The sequence below is a fragment of the Caballeronia sp. M1242 genome, from assembly GCF_017220215.1.
Lineage (GTDB): Bacteria > Pseudomonadota > Gammaproteobacteria > Burkholderiales > Burkholderiaceae > Caballeronia.
In genome coordinates, this window is sequence record NZ_CP071129.1 from 675914 (window position 1) to 697378 (window position 21465).

The window sequence follows — 21465 nt, forward strand, 5'->3', positions numbered from 1 at the left end:
GTCGGAGTTCAAGGCTGCGTGGGCCGCGGCGTATCGGGCGCGTCGGGCGCATCGGGCGCGTCGGCCGGCGATACGCGCGGCAAAGGCGGCGGCAACACGCTCGCGGGCTGCGGCGGCTGCGGCGGCTGCGGCGGCTGAGGCTGAGGCGGCGGGGGCATCTGCGGCGCGACGGGCGGCGGCAGGCGCGCGGCCGCATTGCCACCGACGACATCGCGCTCGGTCGTGATGCGGCTTTCCGTGCCTGAATCGAATTGCACGACATTGCCCGCCGGCATTGCCTGACCGCGCACGATGCGCGGTGTGAGCAAGAGCACGAGCTCGGTCTCGTGAGCGTCGTTGGTGCGGTCGCCGAAGATACGATCGAGCACCGGAATGCGGCTCAGTCCCGGCAGCCCGCTCGCGGCGGCGCGCTCGTTGCGCTGTAACAGCCCGGCGAGCATCTGCGTTTCGTTGTTGCGCACGCTCATCACCGTATCCGCCGATCGCGTGCCGATCTGATAGGCGACGAGTCCAGTCGATGTCGTGATCGTATCGGTCACGTTCGACACTTCCATGTGCAGCTTCACCTGCACTTCGTCGTTGCCGGCGATCACCGGCGCGACTTCCAGCGACAGCCCGACATCCTGATAGTTGACGCTCTCCGAACTGAAGTTGCTCGACAGCGTGGTCGTCACCACCGGCAGACGATCGCCGATCAGCACTTTCGCCTTCTCGCGGTTTCTCACGCGAATGCTCGGATTCGCCAGCGTGCGCGTCTTGCCCTGCGTCTGCAGAAAGTCGATGCCCACCGGCCCGATGCGCACGAGCACATCGCTGCTGTTGAGGTTATGCAGTTGCTGGAGCGTGACGGTGTTCTGCGGCAGCGTGGTCTGATCGGCGGCGGTGCCGGACTGCAATCCGAACACGATGCTGTCCGGATACTGAATGCCCAGATGCAGCAAGTCGGACGACGACACTTCGAGAATCTGCGCATCGATCACGACTTCGGCGGGCGTCACGTCCAGCGCGCGGATAATGCGCTCGGCGACCTTGAGTGTCTCCGGCGCGTCGCGCATGACGATGGCGTTGGTGCGCTCGTCGAGCACGGCATCGCGCGTCTTGACCATCTGCTTGAGCACGCCGAGCACCTGCGCCGCGGACGAGTTCGTGAGATAGAAGGTGCGCACGACGAGGTCGCGGTACTCCGTTTCCTTGTCCGGCCGCTTCGGATAGATGAGGATCGCGTTGTCCCCCACGACCTTGCTCGAAAGCTGGTTCGCCTGGAGCACCATCGTGAGCACCTGTTTGACGGGCGTGTTGCTGGCGTAGATGGTGGTCGGCGCGCTCGACTGCACGTCGTGGTCGAAGGTGAAGTTGAGCCCCGTGATGTTCGACATCAGTTCGAAGATGCTGATGAGCGGCTGATCGCGAAATTGCACGGTGATCGGCTGATCCATGTCCTTGTTCAGCTTGGGCGCGAGATCGGCTGCTCGCGGCGTGAGCAGTTCGTCGCGCAGGCGCGCGGCGCGGGCGTTTTCCGGTTGCTTCGCGAGCGTGTCCGTGGCGATGGCGAGTGCCGCCTGCGGCTGTTCCATCCAGATCGACTCGGCGTATCGCAGCGCGCCGTCGATAGCCGCCTGCCGGTTTATCCACTCGATCAGCTCGCGAGGCTGATCGTCGCCGGGCGCGGCGGCCTGCGCACGGCGCGCCCACGCGAGCGCCTGCGCCGAGTCGCCCGCGCGGTACGCGACCGTCGCGCGTTGCAGGTATTCGGCCGACAGACGGCGTCGCAGGCCCATGTACCAGTTCCTGATCTCCAGATCGTCGGGATATTCCGCCGTCTGCTGCGCGAGCAGATCGAGCTGCGCATCGGGCGGCATGCCGGCGAGCCGATTCTGAAGGCCCTGGCGATGCAGTTCTCCCGCGCACGAGGTCAGAAGCGGCAGCAGCAGCCATACGGCCACGTCTTTCAGCCGGATCATTTGATGTCTCCGAGTGGCAGCGTTTGCTGTCGTTTGAGCGGCAGATACGTGAAGCGGACTTGCTTGCGATCGAGTTCGTCGATCCGGTAGGCGTTGAGAATCGTGTCGCCACGGTGCAGGAAGCCCTTGTTCTGGCAGTCCGCGCAGAGCCGGAACTCGCGTCCGGTGCCGGCGAGCACGACATAAAAGACGCCGCGCGAATCCAGCCACAGCGAGCGCACGGTAAACGGCAGCGGCGGCGGTTCGGGCGGTGGAGGCGGCTTGACCGAACCGGGCGGCGGCGGGGGCGGCGGCGGGGAGGAGGCGGTTGCCAGTTCTGGCTCGGAAACAGATCGACCGGCGCGCTCGCGGCATCCGCGACGGTTTGAGGCGCGCTGGCGTCAGGCACGCTGGCGGCGGACGCCGGCGCGGCTGCATGAGGCGTCGATGGCGTCGATGGCGGCGCGGCTTCGTCTCTTTCGCCGCGAAAGTGCACGAACACCATCAGCCCGAGCGTCAGCGCGAGCAGCAGCAAGACCGGCGTCGAGACTTTCAAGGCGCGGACGTCGCGTGCATTCATTTCGACGCTTCCACGACGAACGCGCATTGCAGACGCACTTCCAGATCCGTCGCGCCGATGTTGGGCCGCGAGATCGTGACGCGCTCCCAGCGGATGCCCGGCAAGGTCCGCATCTCGAAGACGAAATCGCGCAGCGGGAGATAGCGGCTCGTGAACGTCGCCTCCACGACATACCGGCGCAGCGACGATTCCTTGTCCTGCGCGGAGAGCTGATACGTGACCTGCGGAATGGACAGGCCGTTCCTGGCGGCGATGGCGTGCATGCTGTGCAGGAATACGAAGTAACGCTGCTCGGCGCTAACGGGCGCGACGGCTTCGTCGGGCGACGACGGCGGCGGTTGCGTGAGCTTCGCTGCGCGCGCGTTCAGATCGGCTTCGCGCGCGGCGATGTCGCGGCGCAGCGGCAGAATGTCCGCGAGCGCGATCATTGCTGCGCCGCCGAGCAGCAGCAGCGCGATCAGCCCGAACGTGCCAAGACGCCATTGCAGGCGGCGCAGTTCCCAGAGCCAGCGGTTCATCGACGTCCTCCGGATGTGTGTCCCATGGGCGGCTGCCGGGCGGGCGGGTTCGACACTGGCGCGGGTGACGCGGACACTGGCGCGGATGCGGGAGAAGAAGCCGGCGCAGATGCCGGCGAGGCGCTCGCGGAAGATGCCGGCGAGGCAGTCGTGGAAGATATCGGCGCGGGCAGCGCCGCAAAGGCACCGCCGAAAGGCTTCCATATCACCTGCAACGACGTCTGCACCGACGGCGCCGGCGGCCCTGGCTTCTGCGTCTGCCGCTTGAGCGTCACGCTTTCGGTTTGGGGTTGCGCCTGAAACCAGTCGGCGTAAGAGATCGCTTCCTGCACCGAGCGCGTCTCGAACTGCATGTTGATCTGGCGCGATGCCGTCACGATGTCGATGGTGAGGAACGCGATATTCGGATGCCATCCCGCTTCGATCAGATCGCGCGCCGGTTCGGCCGCATAGCGTTGTTGAGCCATGAGCGCGGCGCTGCGCGCGTCGGTGCCGCCGCGATGCGCGTTGCTGATGCGCGTGAAGTGCGCCTCCTTCTTCGCGATGACCGACTCCCGTTCGTCGAGCGTCTCGCCTTGCGCGTGAAGCGCATCGCGCACCTGCATCGCCGCGATCAAGGCGGCGGCGCCCACGATCAGCGCGAGCAGTCCCGCCGCCGCCCCTGGACGATTCGCGCGATGCAGGTCCATGCGCGGCGCTTTCATGGCGCGTCGTCCCACGGAACGCGGAGCCATTCGATGCCCGGCGCCTGCGCCAGCCAGCGCGCGCCGTCGCCCGGGCCGATCACGTAGCGGCGCTCGGGCGGCGCATCGGCGCAGAGCGCGAAGGCATCGCGCAGCACGTCGTCGAGCGTGCCCGCGACCGGCAGCGCGATGAATCCGGTCCAGCCGCCGCGGTTTCGTAGTCCGATCTGCGCGATGGCCGCGCCGCCGTCCACCGTGTCCAGCGTGACGATGGCGATGGAGCCGTCGCGAATCCGCGCGGCGTGCCGCTGCAGCGCGAACGTGTAAGCCGGCTCGATGCCGCTCAGCATCAGCCTGCGGGTCTTGCATGTCTTCTCGATGCCGGAGCACAGAGCCTCGGGCATCGCGGCGGCGAGGCGTCCGCGCTGCCAGTTTTCGTCCGTCACGGCAAAGCGCGATGCTTCGTTGCCGGCGCCGGTCTGCATCGCCTGCACGCGTGCGAGGGCTACCCAGTCCTGCGGCTTCGGGAGCGGCTGCCACGGCAGGGCGTGATAGCGGGCGAACGGCGCGCCGGCCACCACGCGCAGCATATGCACGCCGAAACCCGCCGGCTTCGGCGCCAGTGTTTCAATGGCCTTGAGCGCTGCGGCGGCATCGCCCGGCGTGAACGGACCGGCGATGCGGGCCGTGCCGGGCACGCGCGCACGACCGCCTTCGAGCAGTATCGTCGTGCGGCTGAAAAGGCCGGAAGCGGCGGCCGTCGATGCCGCCGCCTTCGCGCGCAGGGAATCGATGTGATCGGAGAAACGCGTCATCATTGCGCCTTTTCGCCTAGTTTTCGACGATCGTGACGCGATTGACTTCGGCGAGCGTCGTGCGCCCGTCCGCCACCGCGCGCAACGCGATCTGCCGGATCGGCACGAAGCCGCTGTCGAGCGCGAGCCGCTTCAGTTCCATGATCGGGCGACGTTCGACGAAGCACTGCTTGATCGCATCGTTCAGACGCAGCACCTCCGCGATCGGCTGACGCCCGAGGTAGCCCGTGCGCCGGCACATGTCGCAGCCCGCGCCGCGCCTGAAGCGCCAGTGCGCGACTTGTTCCCGGGTAAGCGCCGAGGCGCGCAGCAGCGCGTCGTCGGGCGGATCGTCGTCGCGAATGCAATGCGGGCAGTTCTTGCGCATGAGCCGTTGCGCGACCGCGCCGAGCAGGGCGTCGACGAAACTGTGCATGTCGACGCCCATGTGCAGGAAACGGTCGAGCACGGAGAACACGTTGTTCGCATGCACGGAGGTGAGCACGAGGTGTCCGGTGAGCGCCGCCTGCACCGCGATGTTCGCCGTCTCGCCGTCGCGAATCTCGCCCACGAGAATCTTGTCCGGATCGTGGCGCAGAATCGAGCGCAGCCCGCGCGCGAACGTCAGTCCTTTCTTGTCGTTGATCGGAATCTGCAGCACGCCCGCGAGTTCGTACTCCACCGGATCTTCAATGGTGATGATCTTCTCGTCGCCGGTGTTGATCTCGGTGAGCGTGGCGTAGAGCGTCGTCGACTTCCCGGAGCCGGTCGGTCCGGTCACGAGGAGCAGGCCGTACGGCTCGCGCGCGATCTGGCGGATCGCGCTGACGATCTCCGGCTCGTGGCCGATCGAATCGAGCCGCAGCGCGCTCGCGCTCGCCTCGCCGCGCTGTTTGTCGAGCACGCGCAAGACAGCGTCCTCGCCGTGAATCGACGGCATGATGGACACCCGAAAATCGATCTCGCGCTTATTGATGATCGCCTTGAAGCGCCCGTCCTGCGGAATGCGGCGCTCGCCGATGTCGAGGTCCGCCATCACCTTCAGGCGCGAGAGCACTTGTTCCGCCGTGTCGATGCCGCTCGCGGTCGCGGTCTCCTGCAACACGCCGTCAATGCGGTATTTGATGACGAGTCCCGTCGCCGTGCTCTCGATGTGAATATCCGATGCGCGAGCCTTGAGCGCGTCGTACAGCGACGAATTGACGAGCCGTATGACCGGATGCACGTCGGCGGCGAGCGTCGCGAGCGTGATCTCGACGCCCGCATCCGCGATGGCCGCCGGCTGGCCTTCGACGCTGATCTGCGTGAGCGCCTGATGCGCCGACTCGTGCAGCGCGAGGAACGCCATCAACTCCGACGGCACGCAGAAAGCGAACGCGAACGGCTTCTTGACGCGGTTCATCGCCCAGGCGCGCAGCAGCGGATCGAAGGGATCGGCAAGCACCAGCCAGAGTTTCGCTTCCGTGCTTTGCGAATCGGCAGCGAGCACGCATTTGCGCGATACGGCGTCGCCGAAAGCGAGCAGGTCGAAGCGAGGCTCGAGCGTTTCGAGCGCGGCGGCGTCGAAGCCGCGCAGGTGCAACATGCGCGCGACCGTCGCCAGGTAGTCGGCGGAGTCGTGCCCGGCGTCGTCCCAGACCTGTTGCTGCCGCGGGCGAGCCGGTGCGCTTGCGACCTCGTTCATGATGTCACCCCACGGCGCCGGCCAGTTGGAAGATCGGCATGTACAGCAAGAAGATGATGGTTCCGACGATGCCGCCCACCGCGAGCATCAGCACCGGCTCGACCACTCGCATGAGCGTGTCGATGGCGCGGTCCAGTTCCTCGTCGCAGAACTCGGCCGAGCGCGTCACCATGCCGGCGAGTTCGCCGCTCTGTTCGCCTACGCGAATCAGCCGCTCGGCGACGGGCGTCGTCAGGTTCGCGGCGGGCAGCGCGCCGGACAGCGGCTTGCCTGCGCGAATCTCGTCGAGCGCCTGCGACAGTGCGTTTTGCAACTGCGCGGGCAAGACCTGCGCGGCCAGTTCGAGGGACGTCACCATCGACATGCCGCCCGCGAGCAGCAGCCCGAGCGTGCGATAGAAACGCGTGAGGCCGAAGAGGCGCTGATAATCCGAGAGCTTCGGCAGGCTGAAGAGCGCCGACATCAGCCGCTCGCGCACTGCCGCGCTGCGCAGCGAGAGACCCGCGCCGACGATCGCCGCGAAGAGCGCCGCAAGCAGCACGCCGCCGTGCGCTTCCACGAGATTGCCCCACGCGAGCATCAAGCGCACCGTGAAGGGCATGTCCTTCATTGTCGCGAACACCTGGCTGAACTTGGGGATCACGTAGAAAGCCATGAAGAGGATGATCATGGCGCCCGTTCCGATGACGATGCACGGATACACCATCGACGACACGACTTTCTTGCGCACGGTGGAGAGCCGCGCGTCGTAGTGGTGATAACGCCTGAGTGCCTCGGCGAGGTGCCCTGTCTGCTCCGCCGATGCGACTGTCGCCACGTAGAGCGGCGGAAAGTGGTCCGGCTGACGTTCGAGCGCGCGTGAGAGCGGCTCGCCTTCGTAAAGCGCAGCGACGATGCCTTGCAGCACGTTCCGGTTCAGCCCTTCCTTGCTCTTGTCGCGCAGCGTTTCCACTGTTTCGACGAGGCTCAGTCCTGCTTCGAGCAACGCGATGAGTTCCTGCGTGAAGAGCGCGCGCTCGAACACGGGCTTGCGCAATGAGAAGCCGCGCTTCTTCGCGCCGAGCGGCGTGGCATCGACGAGCGACAGACCCATCTCCGCGAGCCGCATGCGCAACTGCGCCTCGTCGTCGGCGTCGAGTTCGAGATCCTGCGGGCCGCTTTCGGTATCCACCCGGGCGCGATATCGCATGATGACCGGTGCGCTCGTCATTTGTTGACGATATCCGCGTCCTCGCCCGAGCCGCCGGGCTTGCCGTCGGCGCCGTAAGTCATCAGGTCGTAGTCCTTGCCGCCTTCGCCCGGCGAGCGATAGATGTACGGCTTGCCCCACGGATCGTTTGGAATTGCGCTGCTCATGTAAGGGCCTTCCCAGCCGGTCGCGTTGCCCACGTTGGTCATGAGTGCCGCGAGGCCGGCGTCCGTGCCCGGAAAGTGTCCGGTGTCGAGCCGGTAGCGGTCGAGCGCGCTCTCGATGCCTTTCATCTGCGAGGCGGCCGTCTTGCTGCGAGCCTTGCCCACTTCGCCGAAGAGCTTGGGGCCGACATACCCCGCCAGCAGCGCGATGATGAGCAGCACCACGAGCAGTTCGAGCAGCGTGAATCCGCGCTGCCGCCAGCCGGTTGCGCGATGCGCGAGCCGCGCGCGCGCACCCGCCGCCGTCGCGCCTGCGATATTGAAAGAAGGTCCGTGCATGGCTGCTCCCGGCAGAATTCGATACGGCGCGATGCGTCGCGATACATCGCGATACATCGTCGCAATACGCGCGGCCGCCGCGTCAGTGCGTGCGAGACGCGCGCTTTCCGCGACGAATCACTTCAGTCCGTCGCTCATGATCTTCAGCAACTCAGCGTTGGGTCCGTCGCCGTCCAGTTCCCAGGCGAAGGAGCCGCGCAGGCTTTGCGCCTTGACGTAGTCCATCTTCAGCCGCACGGCAGTCGGCGAGTCGTAGGACCACCAGTTGTTGCCGTCGAACTTGTAGGACGTCTTCGCGACCGGGTGCTCGTAGAGTGTGCCCGCCGCGCTCTTCAGAATGCGGTAGTCCTGAATGCCTTCCTCGTACTTTCCCGGCGCGGGTTTCGTCGCCTTCTGATACAGACCGTTGCCGGACGGTCCCGCGCTCACGCCCGACCAGCCGCGTCCGTAGAACGGGATACCGACGACGATCTTCGTGGTCGGCACGCCCGCGTTGAGCAGATTCTTCACTGCACCGTCGACGTTGTAGGTCGGCGCGTATTGGCCGGCTTTGTAGCTCGGGCTGTCCGGATCGCCATAGAGCGGCGCCTGAAAGTCCGTCGGGCCGTTCGCTTCCCAGCCGCCGTGGAAGTCGTAGGACATGATGTTGATCCAGTCGAGCGACTTGCTGTACTCGCCGGGTTCGGTCATCGCGATCTTGTCGCCGCCCGCGCCGATGGCCACGGTCAGGTAATAGTGCTTGCCGTTCTGCGAGCCGATCGCATCCAGCTGCTTGCGGAATTCGGCGAGCAGGAGCGTGTAGTTCTTCTTGTCGTTCGGATCGACGATGTTGTAGGGCTGGCCACCGCCGCCGGGGAATTCCCAGTCGATGTCGATGCCGTCGAACACGTTCGCGCCGATGCCTTCGCCGCCCGCGTTGGAGCCGGCATCGAACGGCAGATTGCCCTTGATGTAGACATCGATGCACGAGGCGACGAGTTGCTTGCGCATCGCATCGGTCGATGCCGCCTTGCCGAACCACTTCGACCACGTCCAGCCGCCGATCGAGATGATGACTTTCAAGTTGGGGTATTTGGCCTTTAACTGTTTCAGCTGGTTAAAGTTGCCCTTGAGCGGCCCCGCCTTGCCGCTGCCGTAGCGCGGATCGTTTTGCGGGAAGTCCCAGGCATCGGACTGGCCGCTGACGGCTTCGTTGGCGGAGAAGCCTTTCTGATAGTCGGCCCATGCATCGCCGCCGGTACCTGCATCCGGCGCGCTCGGATTCGACGCGCCGGGTTCTGCCTTGTTGACGATTCCGCACTCGAAACCGCCGTTCTTCTGATAGATGTTGCCGAACGCGTAGTTGATGAACGTGAGCAGTTTCGCGGAGCCGGACGCGTCGACGTCCCTCACCTTGTAATTGCGGTCGTAGATGCCCCACTGCGCGAAGTACGCACCGATTTCACGGCCGCCGACAGGGGCGGGAGCGGGGGCCGGAGTTGGTGTCGGCGTTGGGGTTGGTGTCGGTGTTGGTGTTGGTGCTGGTGTTGGCGTCGGCGTCGGTGTTGGTGTTGGTGTTGGCGTTGGCGTTGGCGTCGGTGTTGGCGTCGGCGTCGGCGCTGGTGTCGGTGTTGGTGTTGGTGTTGGCGTTGGGGTTGGCGTCGGTGTTGGCGTTGGTGTTGGCGCTGGCGTCGGCGTCGAACTGCCGGAGCATGCGCCGATGTCCTGCCACACGCCATATTGCCCCGACTGTGCCGGGTTTTCGCCCTGGGTCCACCACTTGTTTTGATAGTTGCGCCCGTTGTACGTCACACGACTGCCCGCGTTCGCATAAACCTGCGATGCCGACCAAGCCGTGAAGCACGCCGTAGGCGTTGGCGCTGGCGTGGGCGTTGGCGCTGGCGTTGGAGAAGGCGTTGGCGTTGGCGCTGGCGCTGGCGTTGGCGTTGGCGTTGGCGCAGGCGCAGGCGCAGGCGTTCCGCCCGACGTCCCCAGGTCTTTCCACAATGTCGGCGTGGAAGACGGCGTCCACCCGGCGCCTGCATAAGCCGTGTGTGTTTGCAGCGCCTGATACGTGTGGCCGTTGTATGTGACCGTCGTGCCTGCCGGATAGGTAGCACCTTCTTGCCACTCGGCAGCTGATGCGGGCCCCGAGTAGGCGACGAGCGCAGACAAGATCAGCGATAAAAGTTTGGATTGCTTAACAAGACGATTCATGGAACGCCCCTGCCACTTTATTCTGCGTTGTTCGTTTCGATCTTCGAGTTAGCCGTGGTGTTCGACTTGATATGCGGATCGCCGGCGCAAGATCGTGCGATGTATTGATAGCCGAACGACCTACGCTAAGCAAGTTTCAAAAGAAGAACAGGCATCGCTGGAATTCGAATCCAAGCGTCGACGCGCCACGTACCGCGCATCCGTTTATCGATTCGATCTTATGGCGAAGGCGCAGGTTGGCGGATTCGGAACACGTCGATATACACGTGAATGCAATCGCACAACGAACCTGCGAAACGCAATCGCGCGCATGGCAAGGCGCGCTCGGTTGCGCGAATGCCGCCAAAAAAAGACCCGCGTTGCGCGGGTCATGTCACTTCCGATGCGTGGTAGATGACGGCGTTCAGAGCCCCTCGCGTGCCGCCTTGGCCGCCGCGCGCACCTGATCCGGCGCGGTGCCGCCCGGATGATTGCGGCTCGCGACCGAGCCTTCGAGCGTCAGATAGTCGAACACGTCCTCGCCGATGAGATGCGCGACGTTCGGCAGTTCGATGCGCATCGCGTCGAGCGAGAGGTCCGCGATATCGCAGCCGCGCTCGTCACAGATGCGCACCGCGTGCGCCACCGCTTCGTGCGCATCGCGAAAGGGCAGGCCGCGCTTCACGAGATAGTCCGCGAGATCGGTGGCGGTTGCGAAGCCTTGCAGGGCGGCGGCGCGCATGGCCTGCGGCTTCACCGTGATGCCCGCGGCCATTTCCGCGAAGATGCGAAGCGTATCGGCGACCGTATCGACCGTGTCGAACAGCGGTTCCTTGTCTTCCTGATTGTCCTTGTTGTACGCGAGCGGCTGACCCTTCATCAGCGTGAGCAGCGCCATCAGATGCCCGTTCACCCGGCCCGTCTTGCCGCGCGCGAGTTCCGGCACGTCCGGGTTCTTCTTCTGCGGCATGATGGACGAACCGGTGCAGAAGCGGTCCGCCAGATCGATGAAGCCGACGCGCGGGCTCATCCACAGCACCAGTTCCTCGGAGAAGCGCGAGACGTGCGTCATGATGAGCGCGGCCGCGGCCGTGAATTCGATCGCGAAATCGCGGTCGGATACCGCATCGAGCGAATTGGCGCAGATGCCGTCGAAGCCGAGCGAGGCCGCCACCGCGTGACGGTCGATCGGATAGCTCGTGCCCGCGAGCGCCGCCGCGCCGAGCGGCAGCCGGTTCACGCGACGGCGGCAGTCGCGCATGCGCTCGGCATCGCGCGTGAACATTTCGACGTAGGCGAGAAGGTGATGCCCGAACGTCACCGGCTGCGCCACTTGCAGATGCGTGAAGCCGGGCATGATGGTGTCCGCGTGCTTCTCCGCCATGTCGATGAGCGCGAGGCGCAGGTCCTTCAGCAACTCGCCGATGCGGTCGATCTCGCCGCGCAGCCACAGGCGGATATCGGTCGCGACCTGATCGTTGCGCGAGCGGCCGGTGTGCAGCCGCTTGCCCGCATCGCCGATCAGCGCGGTGAGCCGCGCCTCGATGTTCAGGTGCACGTCCTCAAGGTCCAGCTTCCATTCGAACTCGCCGCGTTCGATTTCGCCCTTGATCTGCGCCATGCCGCGCTCGATGGCCGCGAGGTCGTCCGCGCCAATGATCTTCTGCGCCGCGAGCATCGACGCATGCGCGAGCGAGCCTTGAATGTCGACGAGCGCGAGCCGCTTGTCGAAGAACACCGACGACGTATAGCGTTTGACGAGCTCGGACATCGGCTCGGAGAAGCGAGCCGACCAGGCTTCGCCTTTTTTGTGAAGTTGGGACGTCATGGTGTGTTTTCGGCGTTCGAGGCGTCAGAAAGACGAGAATTTTAACATTCGGGGCTACGCGTCCCCGACCAGAATCACGAGCTTCAGGTCTTCGCGATGCGCCGGCTTGAAGGTGATCTGATTGAACACCACGCGCCCGCGCGACGGATGGTCGAACGCGCGCTCGCCGCCTTCGCGCTCGAACACGTCTTGCGAGGCCCAGTAGCGCGCGAAGGCATCGCTTGCGGCGCTCAGCGCGTCGATCAATGCGCGCGTCGGCGGATCGTTCAGATGGCGGATGGAATCGGCGCGAAATTCGGCGGCGAGGCGCCGCGCGCGCGTTTCCCAGTCGACGATGAGCGTTCGCGCCGCCGGCGACGTGAACGTGTAGCTCAAGAGATTGCGGTCGTGCTCGCCGTCGAGCCAGCCGACGAAAAGGTCCGCCGCCGGCGCGTTCCAGCGCAGCGCGTTCCACTGGCGGTCGAGCACGTAGGCGGGCGCGTCGATCAGGCCGACCGTCTGCAACAGCGCGGCGGGCACGTCCTGCGCGGCGGGATCGGGCTCGGCGGGATCGCGCTGCGCGGCGAGTTCGAAGAGATACGCGCGTTCGGCGCGCGACAGTTGCAGCGCGACGGCGATGCGCGCGAGTGCGTCGGCCGAGGCGGACACCGGCCGGCCCTGCTCGATCCACGTGTACCAGGTCGGGCTCACGCCGCACAGTTGCGCGACTTCCTCGCGGCGCAGGCCGGGCGTGCGGCGGCGCGGACCCGGCGGCAAGCCGACCGCGAGCGGCGACAGACGCTCGCGATGCGTGCGGATGAAATCGCCGAGCGCGCGGGCGGGCGTATCAGGGAGCGGTCCGGCGAGCGGTTCGGCGGGCTTGTTTTCGGTTCGGTTCATGCGGACTTCGGACGCAAACGTCGGCGCGCGACGGGTGTTTCGGATACCAGGATAACCAGTCAACTTGTACCGGTACAAGGCGGGCTCTATTGTATCGGCAGGCCGGCGCTGCGACGACCGGTATCCGATGCACAACACGTCCACCATGCGGAGTCACGATGAAACACCACGAACAGGTCGCCGACGCGTTCGGCAGCACTGCCGCCGCGTATCTCACGAGTCAGGTTCACGCGACCGGCGCCGATTTGCAGAACCTCGCCGCGACCTTCGCCGCGACGTGCGGCAACGCGACCGTGCTGGACATGGGCTGCGGCGCGGGTCACGCGAGCTTCGCGGTCGCGCCGCATGTGAAGCAAGTCGTGGCCTACGACATCGCGCCGCAGATGCTCGCCACCGTCGAAGCCGCCGCGAAAGAGCGCGGGCTGACGACCATCCGCACGCAGCAGGGCGCGGCCGAAACGCTGCCTTTCGACGACGCCTCGTTTCACTGGGCGATCAGCCGCATGAGCGCGCATCACTGGCGCGACGTGCCGAAGGCGCTCGCTGAAGTGCATCGTGTGCTGAAGCCGGGCGGGCGGCTCAAGTTCATCGACATCGCGGGCATCGACGATCCGCTTTTCGACACGCACATTCAGGCGATCGAAGTGCTGCGCGACGCATCGCATATCCGCGACTATCGCGCGGACGAGTGGATTGCGATGCTCGACGCCGCCGGCTTCGACGCGCGCGTGACCGAACGCTGGCGCCTTCCGCTGGGATTCGAAGCATGGGTGACGAGAATGCGCACGCCGGCCGAGCGCGTGACGGCGATCAAGTCGATGTGGACGAGCGCGCCCGAGGAAGTGCGCCAGTACTTCGGCGTGAAAGAAGACTTCTCGTTCGAGCTGGACGCGTTGATGATCGAGGCAAAGCGGCGCGACTGAAAGCCGCCTTGCCTCGCGGCGACCATCAGCCGGTATTACGCAGGCCCGCCGCGATACCGTTGATGGTCAAGTGAATACCGCGCCGCAGCCGCACGTTCTGATCGCCCGCGCGGTGGCGCTTGAGCAGTTCCACCTGCAAGTGATTCAGCGGATCGAGGTACGGGAAGCGGTTCTTGATCGAACGAGCGAGCAGCGGGTTGTCCGAGAGCCGCTCGCTCCGGCCGGTGATCTCGGTGAGCACGTGACAGGTGCGCTCGTGTTCCGCGACGATCTTGTCGAACACGAGCTTGCGCAGCTTCTTGTCGCTGACGAGCTGCGCGTAACGCGACGCCACCGCGAGATCGGTCTTCGCGAGCACCATGTCCATGTTCGAAAGCAGATTCTTGAAGAACGGCCAGGTCTTGTGCATCTTGCGAAGCGCGGCGAGACGCCGGCTGCGCTCGGCATCCGATCCGGCTTCATCGAGATAAGCGGTCACGGCGCTGCCGAAGCCGTACCAGCCGGTCAAGAGCAGCCGGCACTGGCCCCACGAGAAGCCCCAGGGAATGGCGCGCAAATCCTCGATCTTCCGATGCTTCGGGTCTTGCAGCTTGCGCGACGCCGGCCGACTGCCGATGTTCAATTCCGCGATTTCCGCGATCGGCGTCGAGGAGAAGAAGTAGTCGGTGAAGCCGGGCGTCTCGTAGACGAGCGCGCGATACGCCGACATCGCGCCATCCGAAAGCGTCTGCATCGTCGCTTCGAACTGCGGCAGTTGCGCGGGCGCGTTTTCGTGCGGCAAGAGCGTTGCTTCGAGCGTCGCGGCCACGACCGTCTCCAGATTGCGCCGTCCGATTTCCGCGTTCGCGAACTTGCTCGCGATCACTTCACCCTGCTCGGTGAGGCGAATCTGGCCGTCGACGGTGCCGGGCGGCTGCGAAAGAATCGCCTGATACGTGGGACCGCCTCCGCGCCCGACCGTGCCGCCGCGCCCGTGAAAGAGCCTGAGCGTCGTCTTGCGTTCCTTGAACAGCGCGACGAGCGCCAGTTCCGCGCGATACAACTCCCAGTTCGACGTGAGAAAGCCGCCGTCCTTGTTGCTGTCCGAATAGCCGAGCATGACTTCCTGCTCTTGGCCCTGATTCTCGATCAGCTTGTCGATGCCCGGCAGCGCAAAGAATTCGCCCATGATGACGGGCGCATTGCGCAAATCCGCGATGGTTTCGAAGAGCGGAATGACCATCAGGCCGTCGCGCGCGGCGTCGTCCTTGCTGCCGAGACAGCCTTGCAGCACGCCGGTTTCCTTCTGCAGCAGCATGACTTCCAGCAGATCGCTGACGGTTTCCGTGTGCGAAATGATGTAGTTGCGCACCGCCCGCGCGCCGAACTTCTCGCGGATTTCCCGCGCCGCTTCCAGCACGCCGAGTTCGCTTTTCGCGAGATCGGAATACTGCGCGTACGGCAGGCGCAGCGGCCGCGGCTGGCCGAGCTCCTTCAGCAGCACGTCGCGCTTCTGCGCTTCGTCGAGCGAGGCGTAATCGGCGACGACGCCGCCGCGCGCGAGCAGTTCCGCGACGACCGCCTCGTGAATATCCGAGCTTTGCCGCAAATCGATGCTCGCCAGATGAAAGCCGAACACTTCGGACGCCCGCGCGAGCGGCGACAGGCGCTGCGCCGCCAGCGACGCGCCGTGGTTCTGCGCAAGCGATTCGATCAGCACATTCAGATCACGCGTGAATTCGGCGGCGTCGGCATACGGCGTCGCGCGGATCGGGGCCGCGCCGCGCCCGGCGCTGCGCACGGCCACCACGCCTTCGCCGAGCCGCACGCGCGCGCTCGCGGCGAGCCGCGTGTAAATGCCGATCAGCGCACGCCGGTACGGCTCGTCCGTGCGATGCGGCGAGTGGTCCGGCGACGCATCGGCGAGCGCGAGCAGCGCATCGCTCGATCCGGCCAGCAGATTGGACACCGACAGCTCCGCGCCGAGCTTGTGCACCTCTTCGAGATAGTGTTCGAAGATCACGGTCGCCTGCCGCGTGATGGCGGCGTCGAGCGTTTCCGCCGTGACGTTCGGGTTGCCGTCGCGGTCGCCGCCGATCCAGCTTCCCATCTGGAAGAACGGCGGCAGGCGCGTGGGCAGGCCGTGCTCGGCGAGCGCGGCTTCGATGTCGGCGTACAGCGCGGGAATCTCCGCGAGAAAAGTCGCGCGATAGTAGGAGAGCGCGTTCTCGATTTCATCGGCGACAGTCAGGCGCGCGTCGCGCAGCATGCGCGTCTGCCAGAGCGACGTCACGCGCGCGCGCAGCACCGCCTCGTTCTGCGCGCGTTCGCGGGCGGTCAGTTCCTGATCGCGCTCGGCGAGCAGACGCGCGATGTCGTGCTGCGCGTCGAGGATGCTCTTGCGCTGTACTTCGGTCGGATGCGCGGTGAGCACCGGAACGATCAGCGCGTCGTCGAAGAACTTCTGCAGCATCTTGCGCGTGGCGCTGACGTTCTTCTGCTCGCGCATGCGCTCGATGGCATAGGCGATGGTGCCCGGCTGCGGCGCCGAGCCCGCGAGCGCGTGAATGCGGCGGCGGCGGTTGTGGTGACGGTCTTCCGCGATGTTCGCGAGATGCGAGAAATAGCTGAACGCGCGCACGACGGACACTGTCTGCTCCGGCGACAACGCACGCAGGCGCTTTTCGAGCGTCTGCGAGGCGTCCACGTCGTCCTCGCGGCGAAACTTGACGGCGGTCTGGCGAATCGCCTCGACCATGTCGAACACGGCGTCGCCTTCCTGCTCGCGCAGCACTTCGCCCAGCACGCGGCCGAGAAAGCGAATGTCTTCGAAGAGCGGGCGATCCTTGTCGTCGCGGGCGCGGCTCGCGGGCTTCGCGCGGTCGGCGGAATCGGCGAACTCGACGGCGGCGCTGTCATCGGCGGGCGAAGAGGCCTTCGCCTTCTTCGACGCCTTCGCCGGCTTCGGCGCTTTCACCAGCACTTCGACGCCCGGCTTCTCCTGGACGGCGACGGCCGCCGTGGACGCTTTCGCGGCGCCTGCGGCCCGCGTCTTCGGAATGGAAGGCGACGCAGCCGTGATGGACGTGTCGGAGGATGAGTCGGGCGATGCGGCGTTGCGGCGCGCCGGGCGGGCCGATGCGGAAGACGTCACGTTGAGTTCCTCTCTCTGCTCTCTGATAGGCGAAGCCAGGGACCATCGGCGAAACGGCGGCCTGTGCGGCGCCGCGCGAAGCAAGTCATGCGGACCAGCAAGATGAACGTGTGCGAGGCGTCCGCGCCCGGCGCATGTGTCTCCCCATGCGCCGAGCCCGCTTCCCGGCGCTCGGAAAGGCGCGCCGGACAAGGCTCTCGCGCGCCGCCCATGCCCGAATGGACCGTGGCGTGCGTGCTACCATTGTTTGTTATTTCATCCCGTCATTCGATCGAGCATCAATGAATTCCGAGACGCATTCAACGACACCGCCCGCCACGCTTGTCATCGCTTCGCGGGAAAGCCGGCTCGCGATGTGGCAAGCCGAGCATGTGCGGTGTGCGCTGCACAAATTATATCCATCTTGCGACGTCAAAATTCTCGGAATGACGACACGTGGCGATCAGATTCTGGACCGCACGCTGTCCAAGGTCGGCGGCAAGGGCCTTTTCGTGAAGGAACTGGAAGCCGCGCTCGCGGAAGGCCGCGCCGACCTCGCGGTGCATTCGCTGAAGGACGTGCCGATGCAGTTGCCCGAAGGCTTCACGCTCGGCGCCATTCTCGAACGCGAAGACCCGCGCGATGCGTTCGTGTCGCCGCATTTCGAATCGCTCGATGCGTTGCCTGCGGGCAGTGTCGTCGGCACGTCCAGCCTGCGCCGCGAAGCGATGATCCGCGCGCGCTTCCCCAATCTCGACGTGCGGCCGCTGCGAGGCAATCTCGACACGCGCCTGGCCAAACTCGATCGCGGCGATTACGCGGCGATCATTCTGGCGGCGGCGGGTCTGAAGCGGCTCGGGCTCGAATCGCGTATTCGCGCTTTGCTCGATGAATCGGAGAGCTTGCCGGCGGCGGGGCAGGGCGCGCTCGGCATCGAAATTCGCGCGGATCGCCCGGAACTCGCGGCGTGGCTCGCGCCGCTGCATGACGAAGCCACCGCGCTCGCCGTCGAAGCGGAGCGCGCGGTGTCGCGCGCGCTCGGCGGAAGCTGCGAAGTTCCGCTCGCCGCGTTCGCGCAATGGCGCGACGGCGCGCTGTTCTTGCGCGGCGCGGTGTCCATGCCTGACGGCAAACGCATGCTGCGCGCCGAAGAAGCGGTGCGCGCGCCCGATCTGGCCGGCGCGCTCGCGCTCGGTCAGCGGGTGTCGGCCGATCTCGAAGCGCAAGGCGCGGCCGACATCGTCAACGCGCTTTCGACGATGAGCCGCGCCGACGCGCCCAACCAGCCGCCGCCCGCGGCGAACGCAATCTGATGGCGAGCGCGATCCGCGCCACCGTCGTCATCACGCGTCCGGGCGGGCAGTCGTCGGCGCTCGTCGAGCGGCTCGCTCGCGCCGGTTTCAATGCGTTCGAGTTTCCGCTGATCGACATCGCGCCGGTCGCCGACGACGCGCCCCTTCGCGCCGCGCTCGACGAGCTGTACGCGCCCGAGCGCTACGCGCTTGTCGTGTTCGTGTCGCCGAACGCGGTCGATCATGCGTTCGGCCGCCTCTTCGCGCCGTGGCCGGCGGACGTGCCGGTGGCGGTCGTCGGCCCGGGCAGCGTCGCGGCGCTCGCGCGGCAAGGCGTGCATGCGCCGGCGCATCGCGTGATCAGCCCGTCGGAAGAAGCAGACGATCCACGTTTCGATTCCGAGGCGCTCTACGCCGCCATCGAGTCGCACTTTGGCGCCAACGGGCTCGACGGCCGGCGCGTCCTGATCGTGCGCGGCGACGGCGGGCGCGAGTGGCTCGCCGAACGGCTCCAACAGGCCGGCGCCCGGGTGACGAAGGTCGCGGCCTACCGGCGTCTGCTGCCCGAGCCGTCGATGCGAAAGTGGGAGCGCATCCACGCGCTGCTTGGCGGGGATCACGCGTGGCTGCTGACCAGTTCGGAAGGCGTGCGCAATCTGGACGAGCTCGCCCGTGAGCATCTCACCGCCGACGAGATCGCGCGGCTCAAGCACGCGCCCGTCGTCTGCCCACACCCTCGCATTGCCGAAGCCGCGCGCCAAACGGGTTTTGATAGGATTACGGTGTCCGGCGCCGGCGACGAACGCATCGTGCATACGCTGGAGGCGCTGTTTCCGTACGCCTCGGCAGCGAATCGGGAGCCCGACGCGCAGGCGACGGCCGGCGCATTCTCTCGAGCGACCGACACATCGCCGGCCACGCCGCCGGCCCACCAAACGGCTCAATCACGCATGACTGACTCGAACGATTCCAAGAAAGCTTCACCTCAGCCGAACGTGACACCGCCCTTGCCGCCGAACACGCCCTTTACGCCGTATGAGCAGCAGAAGCGGCGCGGCGGCGCGGGCACTGTGTTGTTGTGGTTTCTCGTCGTCATTCTGGCGGTGGCGGCGGGCGCGGGCGGCTACGCGCTGAACCGCAAAATGGACCGCAAGGAACAGGAAATGGCGCAGCGCGTCGAAGAAGCCGATGCGCAGAACGCCACGCTCCGCGCGAAGGCCGACCAGGCGGCGAGCGCCACGTCCGCGCTCAACACGCAGCTGATCCAGTTGCAGGGCAAGCTCGCCGATGCGGAAGCGCACAGCCAGGCGTTGCAGCAGCAGTATCAGGATCTCGCGAGCAACCGCGACGACTGGACGATCGCGGAAGTCGAGCAGATTCTCTCCAGCGCAAGCCAGCAGTTGCAGTTGACCGGCAATGTCCAGCTCGCGCTCTTCGCGCTGCAAAGCGCCGACACGCGCCTCGCCGCGACGACCGGCCCGCAAGTCGTGACGATCCGCAAGGCCATCGCGCAGGACATCGACAAGCTGAAGTCGACGCAAACCACCGACCTCACTGGTCTCGCCATCAAGCTGGACACGGCCATCGAGCAGATCGACGGCTTGCCGCTCGCGGGCGAGGCGCCGATCGAGCGCGCGCGGGCGCAGGCCGCCGCGCCGGGCGACAGCGCGTCGATCGCGGCGGCCACCGGCGAGCCGCGCTGGAAGGTGCTGTGGCGGCAGATCACGAGCGGCATCGCACAGCAGTTGTCGAGTCTCGTGTCGGTGCGGCGCATCGACAATGCGGACGCCATGCTGACGTCGCCCGATCAGGGCTACTTCGTGCGGGAGAACGTGAAGCTGCGCCTGTTGTCGGCGCGTCTGTCGCTGCTTTCGCGCAGCGAATCCACGCTGAAGTCGGATCTCGCGGCAGCGGATGCCGCGCTCGGCCGCTACTTCGATCCGTCGTCCAAAAAGGTCGCCGCCGTGCGCGATCTCGTGAAGCAGGTCGATCAGGCGTCGCTCGCGGTCGCCGTGCCGAACCTGGACGCGAGCCTTGCCGCCGTTCATCAGTTCAAGCGAGGCGGATGATGACGATTCGAGGACTCATCTGGCTCGCGCTGCTGTTCGCGGTCGCGGTGATCGTCGCGACGGTCGGCGGCTTCAATGGCGGGCAGGTATTGATCGTCGTTCCGCCGTATCGCGTGGACGTGTCGCTCAATCTGTTCGCGGTGGCGCTCGTCGTGCTGTTCATCGCGCTGTACGCGCTGATTCGGGCGGCGCGCGGCGTCTGGAAAATGCCGCAGCGCGTGGCCGCTTACCGCGCTCGCAGCCGGCTCGCGAAGGCGAACGCTTCGTTGCGCGATGCTATCGGCCACCTGTACGCCGGGCGTTTCTCGAAGGCGGAGAAGGCCGCGCGCGATGCGCTTTCCGTCGCGGAGAATCAGGGCGCGGCGGGGCTGATCGGCGCGAATGCGGCGCATCGGCTGCATGAGTACGGGCGTCGCGACGAATGGCTCGCGCAGATCAGCGGCGCAGACTGGCAGGACGCGCGTCTGATGGCTACCGCCGACATGCGCGCCGATGGCCGCGACGCGGACGGCGCGCTCGTCGCGTTGACGGAGATTCAGGCGCAGGGCGGGCGGCGCATTCACGCGCAGCAGATCGCGCTGCGCGCGCAGCAGCAGTTGAAGAACTGGGCCGAAGTGCTGAAGCTCGTGCGCATGCTGGAGAAGCGCGAGGCGTTGCATCCGGCGGTCGCCGTGCGTTTGCGGCAGGTGGCGGCGGAGAATCTGCTGCGTGACCGGCGGCACAATCCGGACGCGCTGCTCGAATTCTGGCAGTCGCTCTCCGCGACGGAGCGCCAGTCGCCGCGTCTCGCGGATCTCGCTGCGGAACTGCTGATCGCGCTGGACCGCCGCGCGGAGGCGAGGAAGATCGTCGAGGAGGCGCTCGCGCATAACTGGGACGCGCGCCTGCTGCGGCGCTATCCGGATTGCGTGGTGGGCGGCGATGCGTTCCCGCTCATTCAGCGCGCCGAGGCGTGGCAGAAGGAGCGCACCGAGGACGCGGACCTGCTTTTCACGCTCGGGCGCTTGTGCCTGCATCAGCAGTTGTGGGGCAAGGCGCAGGCGTTTCTGGAGTCGGCGCTCAAACTGGCCGACAACGAGCCGCTCAAGATCCGGACGCATCGCGCGCTCGCGCGCCTGCATGAGCAACTGGGCGATGCCGAGAAGGCCGCCGAGCATTATCGGGCGAGCGCGCTGGCGATGAACGTCGTCTAGGGCGTGGGTTCAGCGTGACAAGGCCGCATGCGTCAGAGCGTATGCGGCCTTAGTTTTGTGGAGCGCCGAAATAGCAGTATGAGACGCGGGCGAGGACGCCCGC

The 21465-nt window shown here is 66.2% G+C and carries 16 protein-coding genes; 4 read left to right on the forward strand and 12 right to left on the reverse strand.

The genetic code is table 11. The annotated features are described in order from the left end of the window. Positions 1 to 8: 8 nt before the first annotated feature. From JYK05_RS03100 to JYK05_RS03150, 11 genes are all read right to left on the reverse strand, one after another. Complete coding sequence (locus JYK05_RS03100) at positions 9 to 1961, reverse strand: secretin N-terminal domain-containing protein (RefSeq protein WP_206467744.1); 1953 nt, start codon at positions 1959 to 1961, stop codon at positions 9 to 11. Further along, positions 1958 to 2182, reverse strand: a complete 225-nt coding sequence (locus JYK05_RS26245) for a hypothetical protein (RefSeq protein WP_241269918.1) — start codon at positions 2180 to 2182, stop codon at positions 1958 to 1960. The genes JYK05_RS03100 and JYK05_RS26245 overlap by 4 nt, the downstream gene beginning before the upstream one ends. Positions 2183 to 2516: 334 nt before the next feature. After that, the gene (locus JYK05_RS03110) at positions 2517 to 3038 is read right to left on the reverse strand and encodes a hypothetical protein (RefSeq protein WP_206467745.1); all 522 of its coding nucleotides are present in this window, start codon (positions 3036 to 3038) and stop codon (positions 2517 to 2519) included. After that, on the reverse strand, positions 3035 to 3742 hold the full coding sequence (locus JYK05_RS03115; RefSeq protein WP_206467746.1) for a hypothetical protein: 708 nt from the start codon (positions 3740 to 3742) through the stop codon (positions 3035 to 3037). The genes JYK05_RS03110 and JYK05_RS03115 overlap by 4 nt, the downstream gene beginning before the upstream one ends. Then, on the reverse strand, positions 3739 to 4539 hold the full coding sequence (locus tag JYK05_RS03120; RefSeq protein ID WP_241269834.1) for a hypothetical protein: 801 nt from the start codon (positions 4537 to 4539) through the stop codon (positions 3739 to 3741). Before JYK05_RS03120 ends, JYK05_RS03115 begins: the two co-directional genes overlap by 4 nt. Before the next feature lie 13 nt (positions 4540 to 4552). Next, entirely contained in the window at positions 4553 to 6199 is a 1647-nt protein-coding gene (locus JYK05_RS03125) for a GspE/PulE family protein (protein ID WP_206467747.1), read from the reverse strand. A gap of 4 nt (positions 6200 to 6203) precedes the next feature. Further along, positions 6204 to 7409 carry a type II secretion system F family protein gene (locus JYK05_RS03130; protein ID WP_241269835.1) on the reverse strand — a complete coding sequence of 402 codons (1206 nt, stop codon included), beginning with the start codon at positions 7407 to 7409 and terminating at the stop codon, positions 6204 to 6206. Beyond that, positions 7406 to 7891, reverse strand: coding sequence for a type II secretion system major pseudopilin GspG (gene gspG / locus JYK05_RS03135; RefSeq protein WP_241269836.1), 486 nt, complete (start codon positions 7889 to 7891; stop codon positions 7406 to 7408). The genes JYK05_RS03130 and gspG overlap by 4 nt, the downstream gene beginning before the upstream one ends. A gap of 117 nt (positions 7892 to 8008) precedes the next feature. Next, positions 8009 to 10087: a glycosyl hydrolase family 18 protein gene (locus JYK05_RS26615; protein WP_371826400.1), complete on the reverse strand. Its 2079-nt coding sequence runs from the start codon at positions 10085 to 10087 to the stop codon at positions 8009 to 8011. A gap of 403 nt (positions 10088 to 10490) precedes the next feature. Next, the gene (gene argH / locus JYK05_RS03145) at positions 10491 to 11894 is read right to left on the reverse strand and encodes an argininosuccinate lyase (protein WP_206467748.1); all 1404 of its coding nucleotides are present in this window, start codon (positions 11892 to 11894) and stop codon (positions 10491 to 10493) included. Positions 11895 to 11948: 54 nt separating this feature from the next. Then, entirely contained in the window at positions 11949 to 12773 is an 825-nt protein-coding gene (locus tag JYK05_RS03150; protein WP_175939724.1) for a helix-turn-helix transcriptional regulator, read from the reverse strand. Positions 12774 to 12931: 158 nt separating this feature from the next. On the opposite strand from JYK05_RS03150, the gene JYK05_RS03155 reads away from it, so the two are divergent. After that, positions 12932 to 13696 (forward strand): class I SAM-dependent methyltransferase, encoded by a 765-nt coding sequence (locus JYK05_RS03155; protein ID WP_206467749.1) that lies wholly within the window; start codon positions 12932 to 12934, stop codon positions 13694 to 13696. A 25-nt stretch (positions 13697 to 13721) separates the two neighbouring features. On the opposite strand, the gene ppc is transcribed toward JYK05_RS03155, so the two are convergent. After that, positions 13722 to 16829, reverse strand: coding sequence for a phosphoenolpyruvate carboxylase (gene ppc / locus JYK05_RS03160; protein WP_206467750.1), 3108 nt, complete (start codon positions 16827 to 16829; stop codon positions 13722 to 13724). A 281-nt stretch (positions 16830 to 17110) separates the two neighbouring features. On the opposite strand from ppc, the gene hemC reads away from it, so the two are divergent. From hemC to JYK05_RS03175, 3 genes are read left to right on the forward strand one after another with little or no spacing between them, the layout of a single operon-like run. Beyond that, positions 17111 to 18121: a hydroxymethylbilane synthase gene (gene hemC / locus JYK05_RS03165; RefSeq protein WP_206467751.1), complete on the forward strand. Its 1011-nt coding sequence runs from the start codon at positions 17111 to 17113 to the stop codon at positions 18119 to 18121. Then, a complete protein-coding gene (hemDX, locus tag JYK05_RS03170) occupies positions 18121 to 20169 on the forward strand; it encodes a fused uroporphyrinogen-III synthase HemD/membrane protein HemX (RefSeq protein WP_206467752.1) in 2049 nt (682 codons plus the stop codon). Before hemC ends, hemDX begins: the two co-directional genes overlap by 1 nt. Further along, complete coding sequence (locus JYK05_RS03175) at positions 20169 to 21362, forward strand: heme biosynthesis protein HemY (RefSeq protein ID WP_206468200.1); 1194 nt, start codon at positions 20169 to 20171, stop codon at positions 21360 to 21362. Before hemDX ends, JYK05_RS03175 begins: the two co-directional genes overlap by 1 nt. Positions 21363 to 21465: the final 103 nt, after the last annotated feature.

Bases quoted from the DNA above. Each gene is read 5' to 3' on its own strand.
- JYK05_RS03100 (WP_206467744.1), bottom strand. From the start codon at position 1,961: ATGATCCGGCTGAAAGACGTGGCCGTATGGCTGCTGCTGCCGCTTCTG.
- JYK05_RS03110 (WP_206467745.1), bottom strand. From the start codon at position 3,038: ATGAACCGCTGGCTCTGGGAACTGCGCCGCCTGCAATGGCGTCTTGGC.
- JYK05_RS03115 (WP_206467746.1), bottom strand. From the start codon at position 3,742: ATGAAAGCGCCGCGCATGGACCTGCATCGCGCGAATCGTCCAGGGGCG.
- JYK05_RS03120 (WP_241269834.1), bottom strand. From the start codon at position 4,539: ATGATGACGCGTTTCTCCGATCACATCGATTCCCTGCGCGCGAAGGCG.
- JYK05_RS03125 (WP_206467747.1), bottom strand. From the start codon at position 6,199: ATGAACGAGGTCGCAAGCGCACCGGCTCGCCCGCGGCAGCAACAGGTC.
- JYK05_RS03130 (WP_241269835.1), bottom strand. From the start codon at position 7,409: ATGACGAGCGCACCGGTCATCATGCGATATCGCGCCCGGGTGGATACC.
- gspG (WP_241269836.1), bottom strand. From the start codon at position 7,891: ATGCACGGACCTTCTTTCAATATCGCAGGCGCGACGGCGGCGGGTGCG.
- JYK05_RS26615 (WP_371826400.1), bottom strand. From the start codon at position 10,087: ATGAATCGTCTTGTTAAGCAATCCAAACTTTTATCGCTGATCTTGTCT.
- argH (WP_206467748.1), bottom strand. From the start codon at position 11,894: ATGACGTCCCAACTTCACAAAAAAGGCGAAGCCTGGTCGGCTCGCTTC.
- JYK05_RS03150 (WP_175939724.1), bottom strand. From the start codon at position 12,773: ATGAACCGAACCGAAAACAAGCCCGCCGAACCGCTCGCCGGACCGCTC.
- JYK05_RS03155 (WP_206467749.1), top strand. From the start codon at position 12,932: ATGAAACACCACGAACAGGTCGCCGACGCGTTCGGCAGCACTGCCGCC.
- hemC (WP_206467751.1), top strand. From the start codon at position 17,111: ATGAATTCCGAGACGCATTCAACGACACCGCCCGCCACGCTTGTCATC.
- hemDX (WP_206467752.1), top strand. From the start codon at position 18,121: ATGGCGAGCGCGATCCGCGCCACCGTCGTCATCACGCGTCCGGGCGGG.
- JYK05_RS03175 (WP_206468200.1), top strand. From the start codon at position 20,169: ATGACGATTCGAGGACTCATCTGGCTCGCGCTGCTGTTCGCGGTCGCG.